Genomic DNA, 15,941 nt, shown 5'->3' with positions numbered 1-15,941 from the left:
TCGGGACGATGGACGCAGAGACCTGCCGGCGCGTTTTCAGCCACTTGTATCCACTTCGCCAGTATTGAAAAACAGCGCCTGGGCCACGCCCTTGTCGAGAATCCGGCCGCGGTGGATATCCAGCGTCAACTGCGCCCGACCGCCCTGTCCGGCCTGTATCCTGGCGGCGGCGCGCTGCCGGGCCGTGGCCTGGGCCCTGCTGCCCAGGCGCCGTTGCGCCAGGGTCTTCAGATGTGCGCTGGCAAAGTCCGTATCCGCCGTCGTGGCCGTCGGGTAATGGAAATGCGCGTACCACAGCGGGCGGCCATCCTTGTCGCTGATCACATACTCCTGCAGGAAGCCGCCCTGCTCCTGCGCCTGGCGCCCACCGGCGCGATGAATCTCCACCTGGTCCTGCTCCTTCAGGTATTGCAGACGCGCCAACTGTGGCGCGTTGCGCTTGATCGCGGCGATCCGCGCCTGGCGTCCTTCGGCAGCCAGGCGGGTGGCGTCGTGGCGCAGGGCGTCCTTGAGCGCCTGGGCGGTCTTCACCGATGCCGACGTCCCGCTACCCTCATCGAGGGCCTGCTGGATATCGTCCGCCAAGGCATTGAGCTTCTGCCCTTTCAGTTCCAGGATACCTTGCAGGTCGCGGGGGTCCTTGGACGTGCCGGTCAGCGCCATCACCTGGCGTATCAGGGCCTCGACGCCAGCGCGCTCGGCCTGCCCCTGGGTCACCAGCCGGGCCAGCCCGACCTTGCGCTGGGCCGGCGGGACTGGCGCCGGTTCGGCCTTGAACTCCTCCCAGAAAGTATTGCCGGCATCCGCCTTGTTCTCCTTGAAGGCCGACACCAGCGCGCCATTAGGATCGGTGATCTCGACGATTTCGTCCGCCTGCCCGGAGGTGCGCTCGCGGACCCGGCCGACGAACACCTCGCGGTTGCGGGTGCGGATGAACTTCTTGCGCGGACTGCCCGCCGATGGGCCGGGCCTGGGCGCAGGCTCGGGTTCGGCCGGCGCGGTGTCGTCCCACAGGCCGGCGAGGCTGTTCAACGCCCCCTCGCGCAACCGGGCCAGCAATCCTGACAGGCGGCCGGCATATTCGAGCAGGCGCTGGCCCGGCATCAGGGTCTTCAGGTAGTCGAGCAGGTCGCGGGTCTCGTCGTAGCGAGCGATTGCCGTCAGCAAGGCGTCGATCCGGTCCTGGCGCGGATCTTCGGCACTCAGGCGATTGATGGTGTTGGTCACGTATCGGGTCTGTTCGGCACTGTGCTTGATCGCCGCGAATATCTGCTCGTCCATTTGCAGGGTGATCTGCAACGGCAGTTCGTCCAGGGTCAAGGCCAGCAGGATCGGCAACTGCACCGCCTGCCAATCCAGTGGGGTGAACGGCTGCGCCACCGCCTGCGCCAGGGCGGCGGCTTGCGCCGGCCCCGGTTCGGGCAGCGCCCGCAACTCGTCGAGCGCGGCGTATTCCCTGATGCTCCAGAGGATCTGCTTGTCGGTGATCTCGACATTGTGCTTCAGGTTGGCGACGACCTGGGCATAACGGGTAGCGGCGTTGCCGGCGATCATCTCGCCAATCTCCCCGGCACTCAGGCTGCCTTCGCGCCCCACCGTCAGCGACAGGTCCAACAAGGCCCGGCAATTGCGCACGCTGTCGGCCAGGGTCGCCACCAGCACCGACGTCTGGGGCACCACCTGGCGGTTGTCATTGAGTGTCTTGACCAGGCCGATCTTGTCTTCGAGGGCAGCCTGCAAGTCCTCCAGCTTGCCCAGGTATTCGCGGCGCTTGTCGCGACGTTGGCGGTCGCTGAAGTTCTTCGCGGCCTTGCCTTCGCTCAGGGTGGCCAGACGCTTGCGTAGCGTTTCAGCCTCGCCGAACAGGACGCCGATACGCGCCGACGCCTGGGTCACTTGCCCCTGCAGCGCGGTGGCGCGGTCGCGCAGCTTGCGCTGCAGACGTGCCTGCACGGTGTCACGGCCGCTGCCCCCGCGCAGGCGCAAGCGCAGATCGAGGCCCCAGCGACCTTGCCCGTCACGCCGCAGAAACGGCCCCGGCGCGCCCACGCCATCAACCACACGGGGACCGTCATCGCTCCAGGCGACCCGATACAGGGCATTGCCGATCAGGACATGCCAGCCCTTGTCCCGGGCACCGTCGAGATGCACCAGGCCCTGGTTCGGGCCGCTTGCAGAGACCGTACCGAGACCATCGAGTCGCGGTGGCGTATCGAACACCTTGACGCTGAACGTCTCCAGCACCTGGCGCGCCGCCGCCGACAGGGCGCCACGGGGATTCGACCAGGAGCGATCGAAAGGCAGTTGGGGCGAGTCATCGCCGGCCAGCAGTGGCGTGATCCGCTCCAGCGCCACCTCGCCGTCGATCGCCCGCGGCTCGCGCTGAGCCAGCGACTCCGGCAAGGCTTCGCGCTCGTCCGCTATCACCTCATGCAACAGCACCGCCGCCAGGTTGCTCAGCATATCGGCCCAGGCCTGGGCCCGGGCTTCCTCGTCGTCGCCCTGCAACCCCGGCAGATCCTGACGGACCCCGCGATAGAGAAGGACCAGCCAGCCGGCCTGGGTCAACGGGCCGCTGGCAAACATCAGCCAGGCACTGAACAACTGCCAGCCGCTGTCCTTCAACCGCTCCCAGCGCTTTTCCGCATTCGACAACACTTGCCTGTCGGCCTGGTGGATAACCGCGTTGACGCAGGCATGGAACAGATGCTGGACATAGTCCTCGGTGACTTCCTCGCTGCCCAGGGTGGCCGGTGCCGGAGGGGTCGGCAGCGGTGCGCTGTCATCCCCCGGCAATAGCGAAACCAGATGGGGCTGCTGGAAACCGCCATGGGCATACACCGCGGTCCTGTTGGCGGGGAGCCAGGCCAGCACACTGTCCTGCAAGGCACCGGCTTGCCCGATGGCCGCCAGCAACGCCTGGCGGCTGGCATATTCACTCAGGGGCGGGTCGAACAGCGGTCGGTAAAGCACATGCGGTCCGCGGTGGGTGTCCCGGGGTTCGATCAGAAACATGGCCGCCACCGTGTCCGGGTTCGCTTCGGCGCTGGCCCGCAAGGCCAGGGGCCGGAGCACGATCGGCACACCGTCGACCTGCCGCTCGTGGGCGTCGAGCGCCAGCATCGCCGTGACCCAGCGACAGCCCTGCCCGGTGATCCCCTGTTCGCCGCGCAGCTTGAGCTCCAGGGCCGCCAGGGGCAACTGGGCCTGGACCTGGCGGGAAAAGCGCTGCTGGCGGATCACCGCATAACGGCTGTCGCCCAACAGTCGCTGACGCAGGTAGGCCGGGTAGCCGGCACCGATATCCACGGCGGTGACCAGTTCCACCAGATAGTCGGCCGTCATCCAGTCCGGTGGCGGGCTCTGGTCAGCGAGGTGGATATGCATCCTGGTTGCGCCGAAACGAAAGTCGTCGAGGTTGGCCAGCGCCAGTTCGGGCAGGCTCAACTGGACTTCCTCGAACTCTCCCAGCACGTCCGGCGACAGCGGCTTGCGTCGGTACTTCTCAAGCCTGAGCCGGATATCCTGCATCCGGATGTCCGGCATCCGTGAGTGGCGGCGCACCATCGCCGCCCTCAGTGCCTGGCCGCTGAAGGCCGACAACGACGCGACATCGTCGAAAAGACCGTGGGACGATGACTGGCCCAGTGCCGTGACCAGCGTCGATAAATGTCCGGCATACTCGCGGCGGTCCGCGGCCGTGGCCTCCAGCAACCACAGCGGCGCCACCTCGCGCACCCGCCGTTGCAACGGCGTGAGCGGCGCGGGCGCGGGCATGGCGAACCAGTCTCCCGGATCGGTGACGCGTGCGACCCGCTCCGGCCAGGACTCGCCCGCGCCGTCACCGACATTTCGCGGCAGACGCTCCAGGGCCTGCAACTGGTTTTCCAGCAAGGCCCCGGCCAGGTTGTCGAAGACATTCAATTGCGAGGGGATCAGTTCGAGCCTGCCGGGATCCGGCAGTTGCCCGCGCAACAGCGTCCAGAGTTCATCGATGTGCTGCAAGCGCTGCACGTCGTGGCCTGGCCGGAGCAGGAAATAGGCAAAGGCCTGCGCCGGCAACTGGCGGGCGAAGACCACCGCGACCGGAGTAGTACCGAGTCGTTCGCGCCGGCCCCTGGCATACAGCAGGTAGGCGACCAGGGCATTCTTGCCCAGCAGGCTGTCACGGGTTGGCTGGTCTTCGCTGACCAGCGCCTTGGGCAGCATCTGGCTGGCCTGCAACGCGAGGCTGCTGGGTTGGTTCCCGGCACCGTACATCGACACGAACAGCAGGTTCGACAGGGCCGCGCAACGGCTGGGGACCTGCGGCGAGTGCCGGTCCCAACCCGGCACCCAGGCGTCCGATCCCGGGACCTTGCCTGCCCAGTCGGGCACCGGCTCATTCCAGAACTCGACCAGTCGTACCTTGAACATTTCGCGCCGGGCGGCATCGTCACTGTCGAGCGTCGTCCCCATCGGTCGCCCGGCGAACAGCGCGCGGGCAGTGCTGCGGTAATGCTGCAGGGACGTCTGCAGCGAAGTCGACGGGGAGATCGGCAGGGAGGTCATGAGGCCGCAATCCTTGAAAAGGGAAAGCGGCCAGTGGACCAGCCCCTGGCCGTCCCCGGGCGGTAGCCGGATACCGCTTCGATCAGCCGGGGAAGAAATGCCGTTGCGCCGCCGCCAGGTCGATCCGGCTGCGATGGATCTGCAACGCCAGGCTGGCGTTGCCACCCTGCCCCGTCTGGATCTTCTTGAAGGCCTTCTCCTGCTCCAGCGACTGGTACTTGCCGCCGAGTTTGCGCTGCCCGGCGGTTTTCAGGTGGGCGGCCTCGAAGGCCGCGTCCGGCGCCTTCACGCTCGCGTAGTGAAAGTGCGCATACCACAACGGCTTGCTATCCGTGTCGAGCAGTGCATATTCCTGCAGCAAGTCATCCTTGCCGAGCCTGATGCGCTCGCCTTCCTTGCGAATGCTCACCTCCCCCAGCGTCAGGAGGTAATCGATACGCGGCATCTCCGGCGGGTTGGCCTTGATCGCGGCGACCCGTGCCCGCTGCCCGGCGGCCAGCAGTCGCGGTGCCGCCTCGCGCAACTGGCGTGCCACTGCCTGGGCATTCCTGACCCGATCCGGATTGCGCGGCGGCGTCTGTTGCACCTCCAGGAGCTTGTCGATCTCCGTGGCCAGTTGCTCCATCGCCCCGGCTTGCAGGCGCAGGATATCTTCCTGCGCCCTGGGCGCGTTGGAACGCGCGGCCTGCTTCATCACCCGCTCGGTCGCCGAGGCTTCGTCGTTGAGCAGCCGACGGGCATCGGACACGCGTTTTTCCAGGCCGACCTGGGGTCTGATCACTTCGGGCTGACCCGGCACCTGCGGGGTGACCACCGCCTCCCACAGGCCATCGGTGGTGTTTTGCCGGTAGGTCTCGATCGTCTGTCCAAAGCCAGTGCTGACCTGCACGGTCTCCTCGCCACCCGCCGAGGCCGGCGCCCGCACCTCGCCGGACAACAGTTGCCGGTGACGCGTGCGGATGACCTTTCTGCGGACCTTTTCCGTCGAAGGTCCCACAACGGCGACGGGCGGCAGCTCCCAGTCATCACGGCCCAGCAAGCGGCGCAGATCTTCCTCGGTGTCCTGCGCAATGCCCTTGAGCGATGCCAGCACCCGCTCCGGTTTTTCCGTGGGCAGGCGACGCTCGACCAGTGCCGCCAGATGGAATTCGAGCCTTTGCTGAAATTCACCGGATTGCTCGACAACCGACTCCAGTAGCTCGATGCGTTCGCCGACTGCCAGCTTGCCGTCCACCAGGGCATCGAGCGAAGAGTAATAGGACACGTACAAGCGTTGGAACTGGTCCCAGATCGCCGCGAACATCTCCTCGCCAAGATACTCGGGGGTTATCTCGCCCAGGACAAAACGGTTCTTCAACTGGGCGATCTTGCAGGCTCGCACTTCGACTTCAATGGAGCCCCAGCCGATGTTGGCGATCACCTTCTGATAATTTTCCCGGCCGTCACGTATCTGCCTCAGTTGATCGAGCCAGTCCTGCTGCTGCACGGCCCACTCCACCGTTTTGTCCGTGGCCGCGGCATCACGCTCCCACTCGACCCGCACCTGATCCGTGTCCATCTGCTCTTCAAGCCGCCAGGAAATATTCGAATGGGGTTGCTCGACTCTTTCCAGCAACCAGGTCTGGTGGGAGTGGAGCAAGGTCTGCAGTTCAGACACGCCATTTTCCAGGGCATTGATCAGAAAGGGCCGCACCACCTTGGTCAACCTGGGATCGATCATCAGCCGCCTGCTCAACTCCAGCTGTCGGCGGTACTTGCGCACATTGTCTTCCAGCAGGCGGGTCAATTCGCCAAGCAGTTCGGTACGGCGCTCGAAGGTCACGCGCCGGGCCGTCTCGCCTTCAGTCGCCAGCTTCCAGCGCTTGGCGCTGTTGCTGACTTGCGGTTCGCCGTCCTTGATCTGCTGGTTGAGGGCCACCAGCTCCGCACGCTCCTCGATGACGGTTTGCGAACCACCGGCCGGCACCCGCCTGGGCGGGCTGCCACCGCGCAGACGCATATCCAGGGTCCAGCGCCCCTGCCCGTCATTGCGCACCCAGGGCCCGGCATTGCCGTGTTCGTCGACGATGCGCACGCCCTCATCATCGGCTTCCCAGGCCACCTCGTAGAGATCGTCCTGGATCAATGCACACCATTTGCCCTTGCCGGCCTTCTCGATATGGACCAGGCCCCGGGCCGGCCCCGAGGTTGCCACGCGCCCCAGTCCGGCCAGGGCCGATGCCGGCTGGTCGAACGGGCGCAGGCGATAGGGGCGGACCCGCTTCATCAGCGCCTCCGGGACAGGCCAGCCGGACCTGGACCACGCACTCAGCTGGACACGGGGCAGGTCGGCCACGCGGGCGATGGTCGGCGCGGGCACCACCGCCACGGGCGGCGACGGCTCCAGCGACGGCAACCGCGGCGGCAGGGTGTCGCCTGCGCCGGAAGCGGCGCGATAGTGCAACAGCAGGGCCGCGAGATTGAACAACAGGTCCGCCGCCCCCGCCGACTGTTCCAGCTGATTGTCGCTGTCCAGCGCCCGCAGGTCGTCATGACCGATCTCCAGCGTCACCAGCCAGCCGAGCACTTCCACCAGGCGTCCGACATAGGGCAGGAGCCCGGCAAACGGCAGTTGGGTGATGCTCAGCAGTACCCGCCAGGCGCCCTCCTTCCAGTCCGCCCAGCGCTGTTCGGCATTCGACACCGACTGCCGGTCGGCCTGTTCGACCTGGGCCCTGACCATGGCGGCGAAGATCGCCGGCAGGTAGTCGGCCTCGACAACACCCTCGGCCAGCGTCGCGGGGAGCGGCTTTTGCGGTGCCGGCGCGAACTCGTCACCGCCCAGGAACTGCTGGATATGCGGTGCGTCGAAGCCGCCATGGTCATAACGCCGACGCGCCGTTTCGCTCATCCAGGTCAGGACACTGCGTTGCAGATCACCGGGCTGGCGGATCGCCGCGAACAACGCCTGGCCGGTGTCGAACTGGCGCAGCGGTTGTTGCAGGAACAACGGGCGATACAGGATCACCGGACCACGGTGGATATCCCGTGGACCGATGACAAACATCGCCTGCACCTCATCAGCCTGCCAGTCGGCCCTGGCCTTGAACGCCAGGGGCCGCAGGACGATGTCCACGCCATCGACCCGCCGACCGGAACCCGCCGGCAGGACCATCGCCCGCATCTGGCGAAAGCCCTCGTCACTGAACCCCGCCTCCTCCCTGATTTTCAGTTCCAGGGCCTGGAGTGGCAGGCGCACCCGCCACTGCGCGACGAACAATGCCTCGCGCCGCCGCGCCTCGTCGGCATCGCTGATCAGCCGGGCCTTGAGCAGGTCCGGATAGGCCTGGCCGATATCGGCACGGGTCACCAGGCCGCGCAGATAATCCGGGGTTATCCAGTCCGGTACGGGCTGGGCCAGGCCGCGCGCTTCGAGGCGGATGCGCATGCCGGTATGACGCATGCCGCCCAGGTTGGCCAACGCCAGTTCCACCAGCGTCATGTCGACCGCTACCGTGACCTGCGCCTGTTGCGGATCGAGGGTCTGGGTGGCGCCGTAGTCGAGCTTGTCGATAGTCAGCTTGAGCGCATTCGGGTCGATGGCGGCCGCATCGGGATGATCCTCGTGCATCAGCGCCTGCAAGCGCCGTGCGGCAAACTCGTTGAGGGTGCCGATATCCTCGAGGAAATGCCGGCCGGCGGACAGGCATTGCTCGCGCGCCAGGTCGGCGAGCAATTGGCTGTAGCTGGCGCGATCGGCCATGGAGGCAGCCAGCAGCCAGTCCGGCAGCGATGCGCTGGTCACGCCGAGGGCCGCCGGACCGCAGCGCTCCTGCATGAGCACCTGGAAACGCCCGGTATCCTGGCTCCTCGCGGGCACGGCGAACCACCGGGCCGGATCGGTGATGTCGTCCACCCAACGCTGGAGATGGGCCCTGCCATGCAGGTCGCCCGACGGCAATGCGCTCAGCGCCTGCAGTTGATATTCCAGCAAGCCCTTGGCCACGCTGTCGCCGATCACTGCGGCGGGTTCATCCCAGCGCCAGACCAGCGATTCCCTGATTGCCAGGTTACGCCCGGCCGTCCGGCTGCCGATCAGCATCGCCACCAGCTCGGCGCTGTCCGGCTTGCCGACACGCAGGCCGCCTTCAGCCGGATGAAAATACAGCGGATAGGGCAATGGCTGCAGTTGCTCGTCATAGCGCCGGAAGTCGATCACCGGGAACAACTCGGGGTAGCGACGCCCCTGGGTATCCACGCTGAAGACCCGGGTCTCGAAGGCCCGGATATCCGGGGCCGGGCTCGCGCCGCCGGCATCGTCAAGCGAGCAGCCCATGTAGAACGGCAGGCGACTCAGGTCGGGAAGCCCAGGCCGGCCAGGTGTCGGCCCGATCACCAGTTGGCGCCCGATCGCGGTCGCGAGCCGCGCCCACCGGCTCGGTCCGTGCCCTTCTGGCGATTGGTTCCAACGCGCGATCAGTTGCTGCCTGAGGTTCTCCAGCAGTGACCGCGCAGCCGCCTGGTCCAGGCGCTTGAGCAGACCGTCGAGATCGATCGCCAGGGGTTTTCCCGCCGTCGTCGACGGGTCGCGCCAGAGCAGGTTGTGAGTCTCCCAGCGCAGACTCCGGGAAGCACCCCAGACCGGAGCACGCAGGGCGAAACGTTCGAGCATGACCTCGGCGAGGCTGTAGTGGCGATGCCCGGCCGGGGCGCCATCGATGCCCTCGGCCAGGACCCAATAGGGCACCGCGAGGCGGACCCGCTCGGCCGACAGGTCGAATTCGCCATAGTGCCCGTCCAACACCTCCTGGACCAGCGGGGTGGCGACCGCAAGCAAGGTGGGAGGATCGGCGAAAAGTGCCTTGGCGACCGAAACCGGGTCCGTTGATTGACTCTCCGCAACCGGCGACTGCGTTGACATGGTTGACGTCCTCGTTCGAATGATGGGAACGAGTCGTTACCGGGCGCATCGGTTCGCCGGCCACGACTCCCGAAGGATTCAATCCTTGCGACAGGCGTCGTGTGCGGTAGCGGGATAGGCCCTCTCGCGGCAGAGGGCACTATACGGGGGGAACTAGAGGTACTTGTTCCAGAACAGCATCTGGCCGTGCTGCGGATCGAGTTGCGCGCCACTGAAACCGAACTTGCGGTAGGAACCCTGGGCCACCGCATTGCCTTCGAGCACTTCCAGGGTGATCTTGCAGCAACCGCGCTGGCGGGCGATATCCTCGACCTTCTGCAGCATCTTCTGGCTCAGCCCCAGGCCGCGAAACTTGCTCACCACCGAGACGTCATGGACGTTCACCAGCGGGCGGCAGGCAAAGGTGGAGAACCCCTCGAAGCAGTTCACCAGCCCCGCCGGCTCACCGCCGACAAACGCCAGCACGCTGAAGGCGTGAGGCCGTTTGGCCAGTTCGCCGGGCAGTTGCAGCAGCACGTCCGGCGCCAGGGTCTCGCCCCCACCCATCGGGTCTTCGGCGTAGTGATTGAGTACCAGTCCAATGGCTTCGGCATGCACCGGGTTGGTGTAGCTCGCTTGCAATACCAGTATGTCGGCAACGTCCATGTCAGTCCTCGGCGAAACCATTTAAGGGCAACTCTCTGTGGGTCGGGAAGCCGATTGTAACCTTGCCCGTGGCGGGTGACGGAAGAAAAATAAACGTTTCACCGGCCGAAGCGCTGCAACTGCATCTCGTGCAGACGACTGAGCGTACGGCGAAACGGGAAGGCCAGATAGCCTTCGGTGTACAGCTCATCCAGTGCCACCCGGGCGCAGATATAGAGCGGCACCTTGCGGTCGTAACACTCGTCCACCAGGGCGATGAAGCGCCGTACGCTATCGTCGTGCATCGACAGTGGCGGCAGTTCGCGATCCCCGGCAACGACGCGCTGCGCCCCGTCCTCGGTGCCCCGGGCGATGCGTCCGGGGCGCTGGCGGGCACTGAGGCCGGGCACCTCGATCAGGAAAATCGCCGTGTAGCGATCACACAGCGCCATGAAATCCATGGCCGCCAGGGGCTGCTCGCACAGTTCGGCATAACGGCAGCAGAGCACGCTGGGCGAAGCCTGCACCACCGCCAGGGTTCGATGGCCCATGGCGACCGCCGCGTCGGAGAGCGGCTGCCCGACCGTCAGGCCCTGGAAGGCTTCGAGCAGTGCGGCCGACTGTCCCGTGGGCTCGACCCAGTAACGCTGCAGCACGGTGCCCGGATGCAGGCGATGATCTTCGTCGCCATCGACATCCACCACCTCCATATGCTGCCTGATCGCGGCAATGGCCGGGATAAACCGATCGCGGTTGAAGCCGTCGGCATACAGTTGGTCCGGGGGCTGGTTGGAGGTGGCGACGATCACCACGCCTTCGTCGAACATCACCTGGAACAGCCGCCCGAGGATGATCGCATCGCCGATATCGTTGACGAACAGCTCATCGAAACACAGCACCCGGACTTCCCCGGCCAGCTCACGGGCGAGGGTCCGCAGCGGGTCGGCGATACCACTGAGCTGGAACGAGCGCTGATGGACCCAGCCCATGAAGTGGTGGAAGTGCTGGCGCCGCGACGGCACCCGCAAGGTCTGGTGGAACTGATCCATCAGCCAGGTCTTGCCGCGCCCGACCGGGCCCCAGAGATAGACACCCCGGGGCACCTGGCCCGCATGCAGCGCCACATGGCAGCGCTGCAAGGCCTGCACCGCCTGCCATTGCGCCTGGTCATGGACAAAACCGCGCTGCTCGACGGCAGCGCGGTAGGCAGTCAGGGGGGAATCGGCAGTCATGGCGTCGTGCAGGCTCGCTGGCGGGAGCCGTGGAGTATGCCAGCTTGTCCTAGAGGGAAATATCCAGCCGGGCAATCTTGCCCTGCTCGTTGAGTCGGAACACGTAGCGCAACTCCACCGGACTGCCGGGAAAGCTGCCGGAAACCAACTGCTTGACCAGCACCTTGCCGGTGCGTTGGGCGACATCGAGGACCTCGACCCGGGGCTGATATTTGCGCGCGGTCTCATCCATCCACTGGGCGATGGCGAGGGTGCCGACGCGATGCTGGCCCTCATCGAAGACATTCGCGTCCGCGGCGAAGAAACTCTCCACCGCCGAGGTGTCACGGGCATTGGCGGCGGCGATGTAGGCTTCGATGGCCGGGGCCAGGGTGGTCGTTGCGGATAAGGTGTTCATGCTGCTGACAGCTCCTTGCTGGTTGGAGTGGAACCATCCTAAGACAGCCCCGCGTCAGTTCCTGTCAGGAGTGAAACGCCCGCTCTTGTCGGCCGGTTCATGGGTTTTCAGCCAGGCCCGCAACAGATCGCTGCGGCGTCCCGGATAACGTTCGCCCTGCTCGCGCGCCGCCGCGATGCGGTCGGTGCGAAAGGTCCGGTAGTCGTTGCGCAGTTCGCACCAGGCGACAATCACCCGCGCCTCGTTCATGAACCCCAGGGCCAGGGGCCAGATCAGGCGCTGGCTGGCGATCTTGTTCACATCGGCGTAGTCGATGTGCAGCTTCAACTGCTGGCCGATGGCCTGGCGCAGGACGCTCAGCGGCACGATGTTTTCCGGAAACCCGACACACGCCGGCCCCGCCAGCACCGTCGGATTGCGCAGGGCTTCCTGGGCCGCCGGCGCCAGCACCGCGGCAATCTTGGCCAGCGCATCGGACGCCGCCTTGCTCAAGACTTCGTCACCCCGCTGATCGACGTACTGCAAACCGAGCACGATGGCTTCGGTTTCGTCGGCATTGAGCATCAGCGGCGGCAGGAACAGCCCGCTACGCAACACATAGCCGATCCCCGCCTCGCCCTGGATCGGCGCACCGAGGGCGGTGAGCTCGGCAATATCGCGGTAGACCGTACGCTCGGAAATCTCCAGCTCGCGGGCCAGGACCGCGGCGGTGGCCGGGCGGCTCTTGGCCCGCAGCACCTGGAGCAGGGTCAACAGACGGGAAGTACGGGACACGGTGTTCAACCTGAAAGACACGGATCCGCGCAGCCTAGCAGAGAGTCCTGTCAGGAATTGTCAGGAGGCGGCAAACCCGGAACATCCGCTTGACCAAATAGATTACACGTATAATATTAAATAAATGTCGTCCGAAATCTAATCTACCGCCAGGAGTCACCCCATGCACTACAAAGTCCTTGGCCGCCGTAGCGGCCTGCGTGTTTCGGAACTGGCGCTGGGCGCCGGCAACTTCGGTACCGGCTGGGGTCATGGCGCCGAGCGCGACGAGGCGAAGCGGATCTTCGACGGTTACCTGGAGGCCGGCGGCAACTTCATCGACACCGCCAACGGCTATCAGGCCGGACAATCCGAGGTGATGGTCGGCGAGTTCATCGCCGCCGAACGCGATCGCCTGGTGGTGGCGACCAAATACACCATGGGCACCACCCCGAACGCGGGGATTTCCCATACCGGCAACAACCGCAAGAACATGGTCCGCGCGGTCGAGGAAAGCCTGAAGCGCCTGAACACCGAACAGATCGACCTGTTCTGGGCACATATCAGCGACGGCCTGACCCCCATGGAAGAAATCCTCCGTGGCTTCGACGACCTGGTGCGTTCGGGCAAGATCCTCTACGCCGGCCTGTCCAACTTCCCAGCCTGGCGCATCGCCCGTGCCGACCTGCTGGCCGAAGTCCGTGGCTATGCGCCGATTGTCGCGATCCAGGCCGAGTACAGCCTGGCCGAACGCAGTGCCGAGCGTGACTTGCTGCCGATGGCCGAAGCCCTGGGCCTGGGCGCAACCTTGTGGTCGCCGCTGGGTGGCGGCCTGCTGACCGGCAAATACCGGGAAAGCAGCGAAAACACCCGGGCGAGCAAGCTCGGACGCTTGATCCATGTGGAAAAGACCGCCCGTGACAGCGCCCTGATCGACACCTTGCTGGCGGTCGCCAGCGAGTCGGGCGCAACCGCCACCCACGTCGCCATTGCCTGGTTGCGCGAACAGGCGAAACGCTCGACCACCAGCCTGATCCCGATCCTCGGGCCACGCACACGGGAACAGCTCGACGGCACTCTCGGCGCCTTGCAGGTACGCCTCAGCCCCGAGCACCTGGCACGGCTGGATGAAGTCAGCAGCGTGGCGCTGGGCGTGCCCCATGCAATCATTGCCGAAGCGGTGGGCCGCTATCGTGGCAGCGAACCGTTCGACCTGCCGGTGGTTCCGGTGATCTGAGGCTCCTGATGATCGTTCCCACGTTCCAGCGTGGGAATGTCTCCCTGGACGCTCTGCGTCCGCTCTTGTGACGCGGAGCGTCACGGGCTGCGTACCCACGCAGAGCGTGGGTACGATCGGCGCGGGACGAACTCTCGCAAGTCCCCGGCGTCTATGCTTGACCGTAGTGCCTGACTTTCGAGAGACCTCCGCCATGCGCAAACTCCTGGGCCTCGGCCTGCTGTTCCTGACCCTCGGTGCCTGCGCCCTGTTCCCGGATCGCGATCCACTGAATATCAATGTGGTCGGCATCGAACCGCTGCCCAGCCAGGACATGGAGGTGCGTTTCGCCGTGACCCTGCGCCTGCAGAACCCCAATGAAAACGCCATCGACTACAACGGCGTGGCCCTCGACCTGGAGGTCAACGGCCGCCCGCTGGCCTCCGGCGTGAGCAACCAGCAGGGCTCGATCCAGCGTTTCTCCGAAGCGACCCTGACGGTGCCGATCAGCGTCTCGGCATTTTCCGTGCTGCGCCAGACCCTCGGCCTGAGCCAGGCGCAGAGGCTCGACAACCTGCCCTACGTCCTGCGTGGCAAGCTGGCCGGCGGGCTGTTCGGCACGATGCGTTTCGTCGAGCGGGGCCAGTTGAACCTGTCGGGCCCCAACGCCGGCACCTGGTGAGCAATCCCCTGTCCAACGGCCGGCAACCCCTGCTATAAAGCCGTCTTGTCATCGCGTCCAGGACGGCACGCCCCATGGAAAGATACCCCACGCTACGGACCGAACGCCTGGTCCTGCAGCCCCTGTCACTGACCGACGCAGCGGCTATCCAGCAACTCTTCGCGCACTGGGAAGTGGTGCGTTATCTCAATGCCCTGGTGCCCTGGCCCTACCCGGCCGACGGCGCCTTGAGTTATCTGCGCGACAATGCCCTGCCCGCCATCGAGCGCGGCGAGGAATGGCACTGGTCGATCCGTTTGCAGTCGGCGCCCGAACAGTTGATCGGCTCCATCAGCCTGATGACCGAAATCGACAACAACCGTGGGTTCTGGCTGGCGCCACAATGGCAAGGCCGGGGACTGATGGCCGAAGCCAGCGTCGCCGTCACCGACTACTGGTTCGAAACCCTCGGGCAGAGCGTGTTGCGCGTGCCCAAGGCCGCGCTCAACCAGGCCTCGCGACGGCTCTCCGAACGCCAGGGCATGCGCCTGGTCCGCAGCGAGGAACGCTCATTCGTCAGCGGGCGACTGCCCTGCGATATCTGGGAAATCACCCGCGAAGAATGGCGGCGCGGCCGCTGAACGCTCCAGTCGCTCAATCCTGGAGAAAACGCACGCCCGGCCTGGCCCGCTCGTCCACCTGCAATTCGAACACGTCCGGACGGGCATAGTGGCCGGTGACGTCGAAATCATAACGGGCGCGGACCAACTGTGCGGTATCGATCTCGGCCACGAGCAGGCCGGCTTCACCGACCAGCGGCCCGGCCAGGACATCGCCCATGGGACCGACGATCAGGCTGCCACCGTTGATCAACGGACGCTCGGCGGGCCAGTTGGCGATGTCGCGGCCCAGGTCGGCGGGTGACGGCTGGACCTGGCAGGCACTGACCACGAAACAGCGCCCCTCGCAGGCGATATGCCGCATGGATACCTGCCACATCTCCCGCTCGTCCACCGTGGGTGCGCACCAGATATCCACGCCCTTGGCATACATCGCGGTGCGCAGCAGCGGCATGTAGTTTTCCCAGCAGACCGCCGAGCCGATACGCCCGGCCTTGCCCTCCAGCACCGGCAGGGTCGAACCGTCGCCCTTGCCCCAGATCAGCCGCTCGGTGCCGGTGGGCATGAGCTTGCGGTGCCTGGCTGCCAGGCCCTGCTGCGGATCGAAAAACAGCACGGTGCAATACAGGGTATGGCCGCTGCGCTCGATCACCCCGAGGACCAGGTTGGCCCCGGTGCGCGCCGACAAGCCGCACAAGGCCTCGGTTTCCGGTCCCGGCACATCGATCGCATTGGCGTGATAACGGGCGAACGCCTCGCGTCCTTCCGGCAGGCGATAACCGAGCTGGGTGCCGAAAGTCTCGCCTTTCGGGTAGCCACCGAGCAGGGCTTCCGGCATCACCACCAGGCTGGCACCGGCGGCAGTGATCGCGGCTTCATAGCCCAGGATCTGCTCCAGGGTTTCGCCCTTGCCTCCCGGCAGGGAACCGATTTGCAACGCGGCGACGATGGACTTGGACATGGGCTGTTCTCCGGGAATGAATGCGT

The 15,941-nt window shown here is 65.8% G+C and carries 10 protein-coding genes; 3 read left to right on the top strand and 7 right to left on the bottom strand.

Annotated elements, in window-relative coordinates; translation table 11 throughout:
- Positions 1-36 precede the first annotated feature (36 nt).
- From KI243_RS10315 to KI243_RS10290, 6 genes are all read right to left on the bottom strand, one after another.
- Positions 37-4,551 carry a hypothetical protein gene (locus KI243_RS10315; RefSeq protein WP_212810778.1) on the bottom strand — a complete coding sequence of 1,505 codons (4,515 nt, stop codon included), beginning with the start codon at positions 4,549-4,551 and terminating at the stop codon, positions 37-39.
- Positions 4,552-4,633: 82 nt separating this feature from the next.
- Positions 4,634-9,451: a hypothetical protein gene (locus tag KI243_RS10310; protein WP_212810777.1), complete on the bottom strand. Its 4,818-nt coding sequence runs from the start codon at positions 9,449-9,451 to the stop codon at positions 4,634-4,636.
- Positions 9,452-9,604: 153 nt separating this feature from the next.
- Complete coding sequence (locus KI243_RS10305) at positions 9,605-10,096, bottom strand: GNAT family N-acetyltransferase (RefSeq protein ID WP_177084813.1); 492 nt, start codon at positions 10,094-10,096, stop codon at positions 9,605-9,607.
- 98 nt (positions 10,097-10,194) lie between these two features.
- Positions 10,195-11,307, bottom strand: a complete 1,113-nt coding sequence (gene zapE / locus KI243_RS10300) for a cell division protein ZapE (protein WP_212810776.1) — start codon at positions 11,305-11,307, stop codon at positions 10,195-10,197.
- Between the two features lie 49 nt (positions 11,308-11,356).
- Complete coding sequence (locus tag KI243_RS10295; RefSeq protein ID WP_017125829.1) at positions 11,357-11,704, bottom strand: nuclear transport factor 2 family protein; 348 nt, start codon at positions 11,702-11,704, stop codon at positions 11,357-11,359.
- Positions 11,705-11,758: 54 nt separating this feature from the next.
- Positions 11,759-12,478 carry a YafY family protein gene (locus KI243_RS10290; protein WP_212810775.1) on the bottom strand — a complete coding sequence of 240 codons (720 nt, stop codon included), beginning with the start codon at positions 12,476-12,478 and terminating at the stop codon, positions 11,759-11,761.
- Between the two features lie 163 nt (positions 12,479-12,641).
- Here KI243_RS10290 and KI243_RS10285 point away from each other — a divergent pair, with 163 nt between their 5' ends.
- The 3 genes from KI243_RS10285 (at position 12,642) to KI243_RS10275 (ending at position 14,975) form a co-directional block, all read left to right on the top strand.
- Entirely contained in the window at positions 12,642-13,694 is a 1,053-nt protein-coding gene (locus KI243_RS10285; protein ID WP_177084817.1) for an aldo/keto reductase, read from the top strand.
- A gap of 193 nt (positions 13,695-13,887) precedes the next feature.
- On the top strand, positions 13,888-14,355 hold the full coding sequence (locus KI243_RS10280; protein WP_017125827.1) for an LEA type 2 family protein: 468 nt from the start codon (positions 13,888-13,890) through the stop codon (positions 14,353-14,355).
- 74 nt (positions 14,356-14,429) lie between these two features.
- Positions 14,430-14,975, top strand: coding sequence for a GNAT family N-acetyltransferase (locus KI243_RS10275; RefSeq protein WP_017125826.1), 546 nt, complete (start codon positions 14,430-14,432; stop codon positions 14,973-14,975).
- Positions 14,976-14,988: 13 nt separating this feature from the next.
- Here KI243_RS10275 and KI243_RS10270 read toward each other — a convergent pair whose 3' ends face one another.
- A complete protein-coding gene (locus tag KI243_RS10270) occupies positions 14,989-15,915 on the bottom strand; it encodes a carbon-nitrogen hydrolase family protein (protein ID WP_017125825.1) in 927 nt (308 codons plus the stop codon).
- Between the last annotated feature and the right edge of the window lie 26 nt (positions 15,916-15,941).

It is taken from the genome of Pseudomonas sp. Ost2 (genome assembly GCF_018326065.1).
Lineage (GTDB): Bacteria > Pseudomonadota > Gammaproteobacteria > Pseudomonadales > Pseudomonadaceae > Aquipseudomonas > Aquipseudomonas gingeri.
This window is presented reverse-complemented; position numbering and strand designations above follow the sequence as displayed.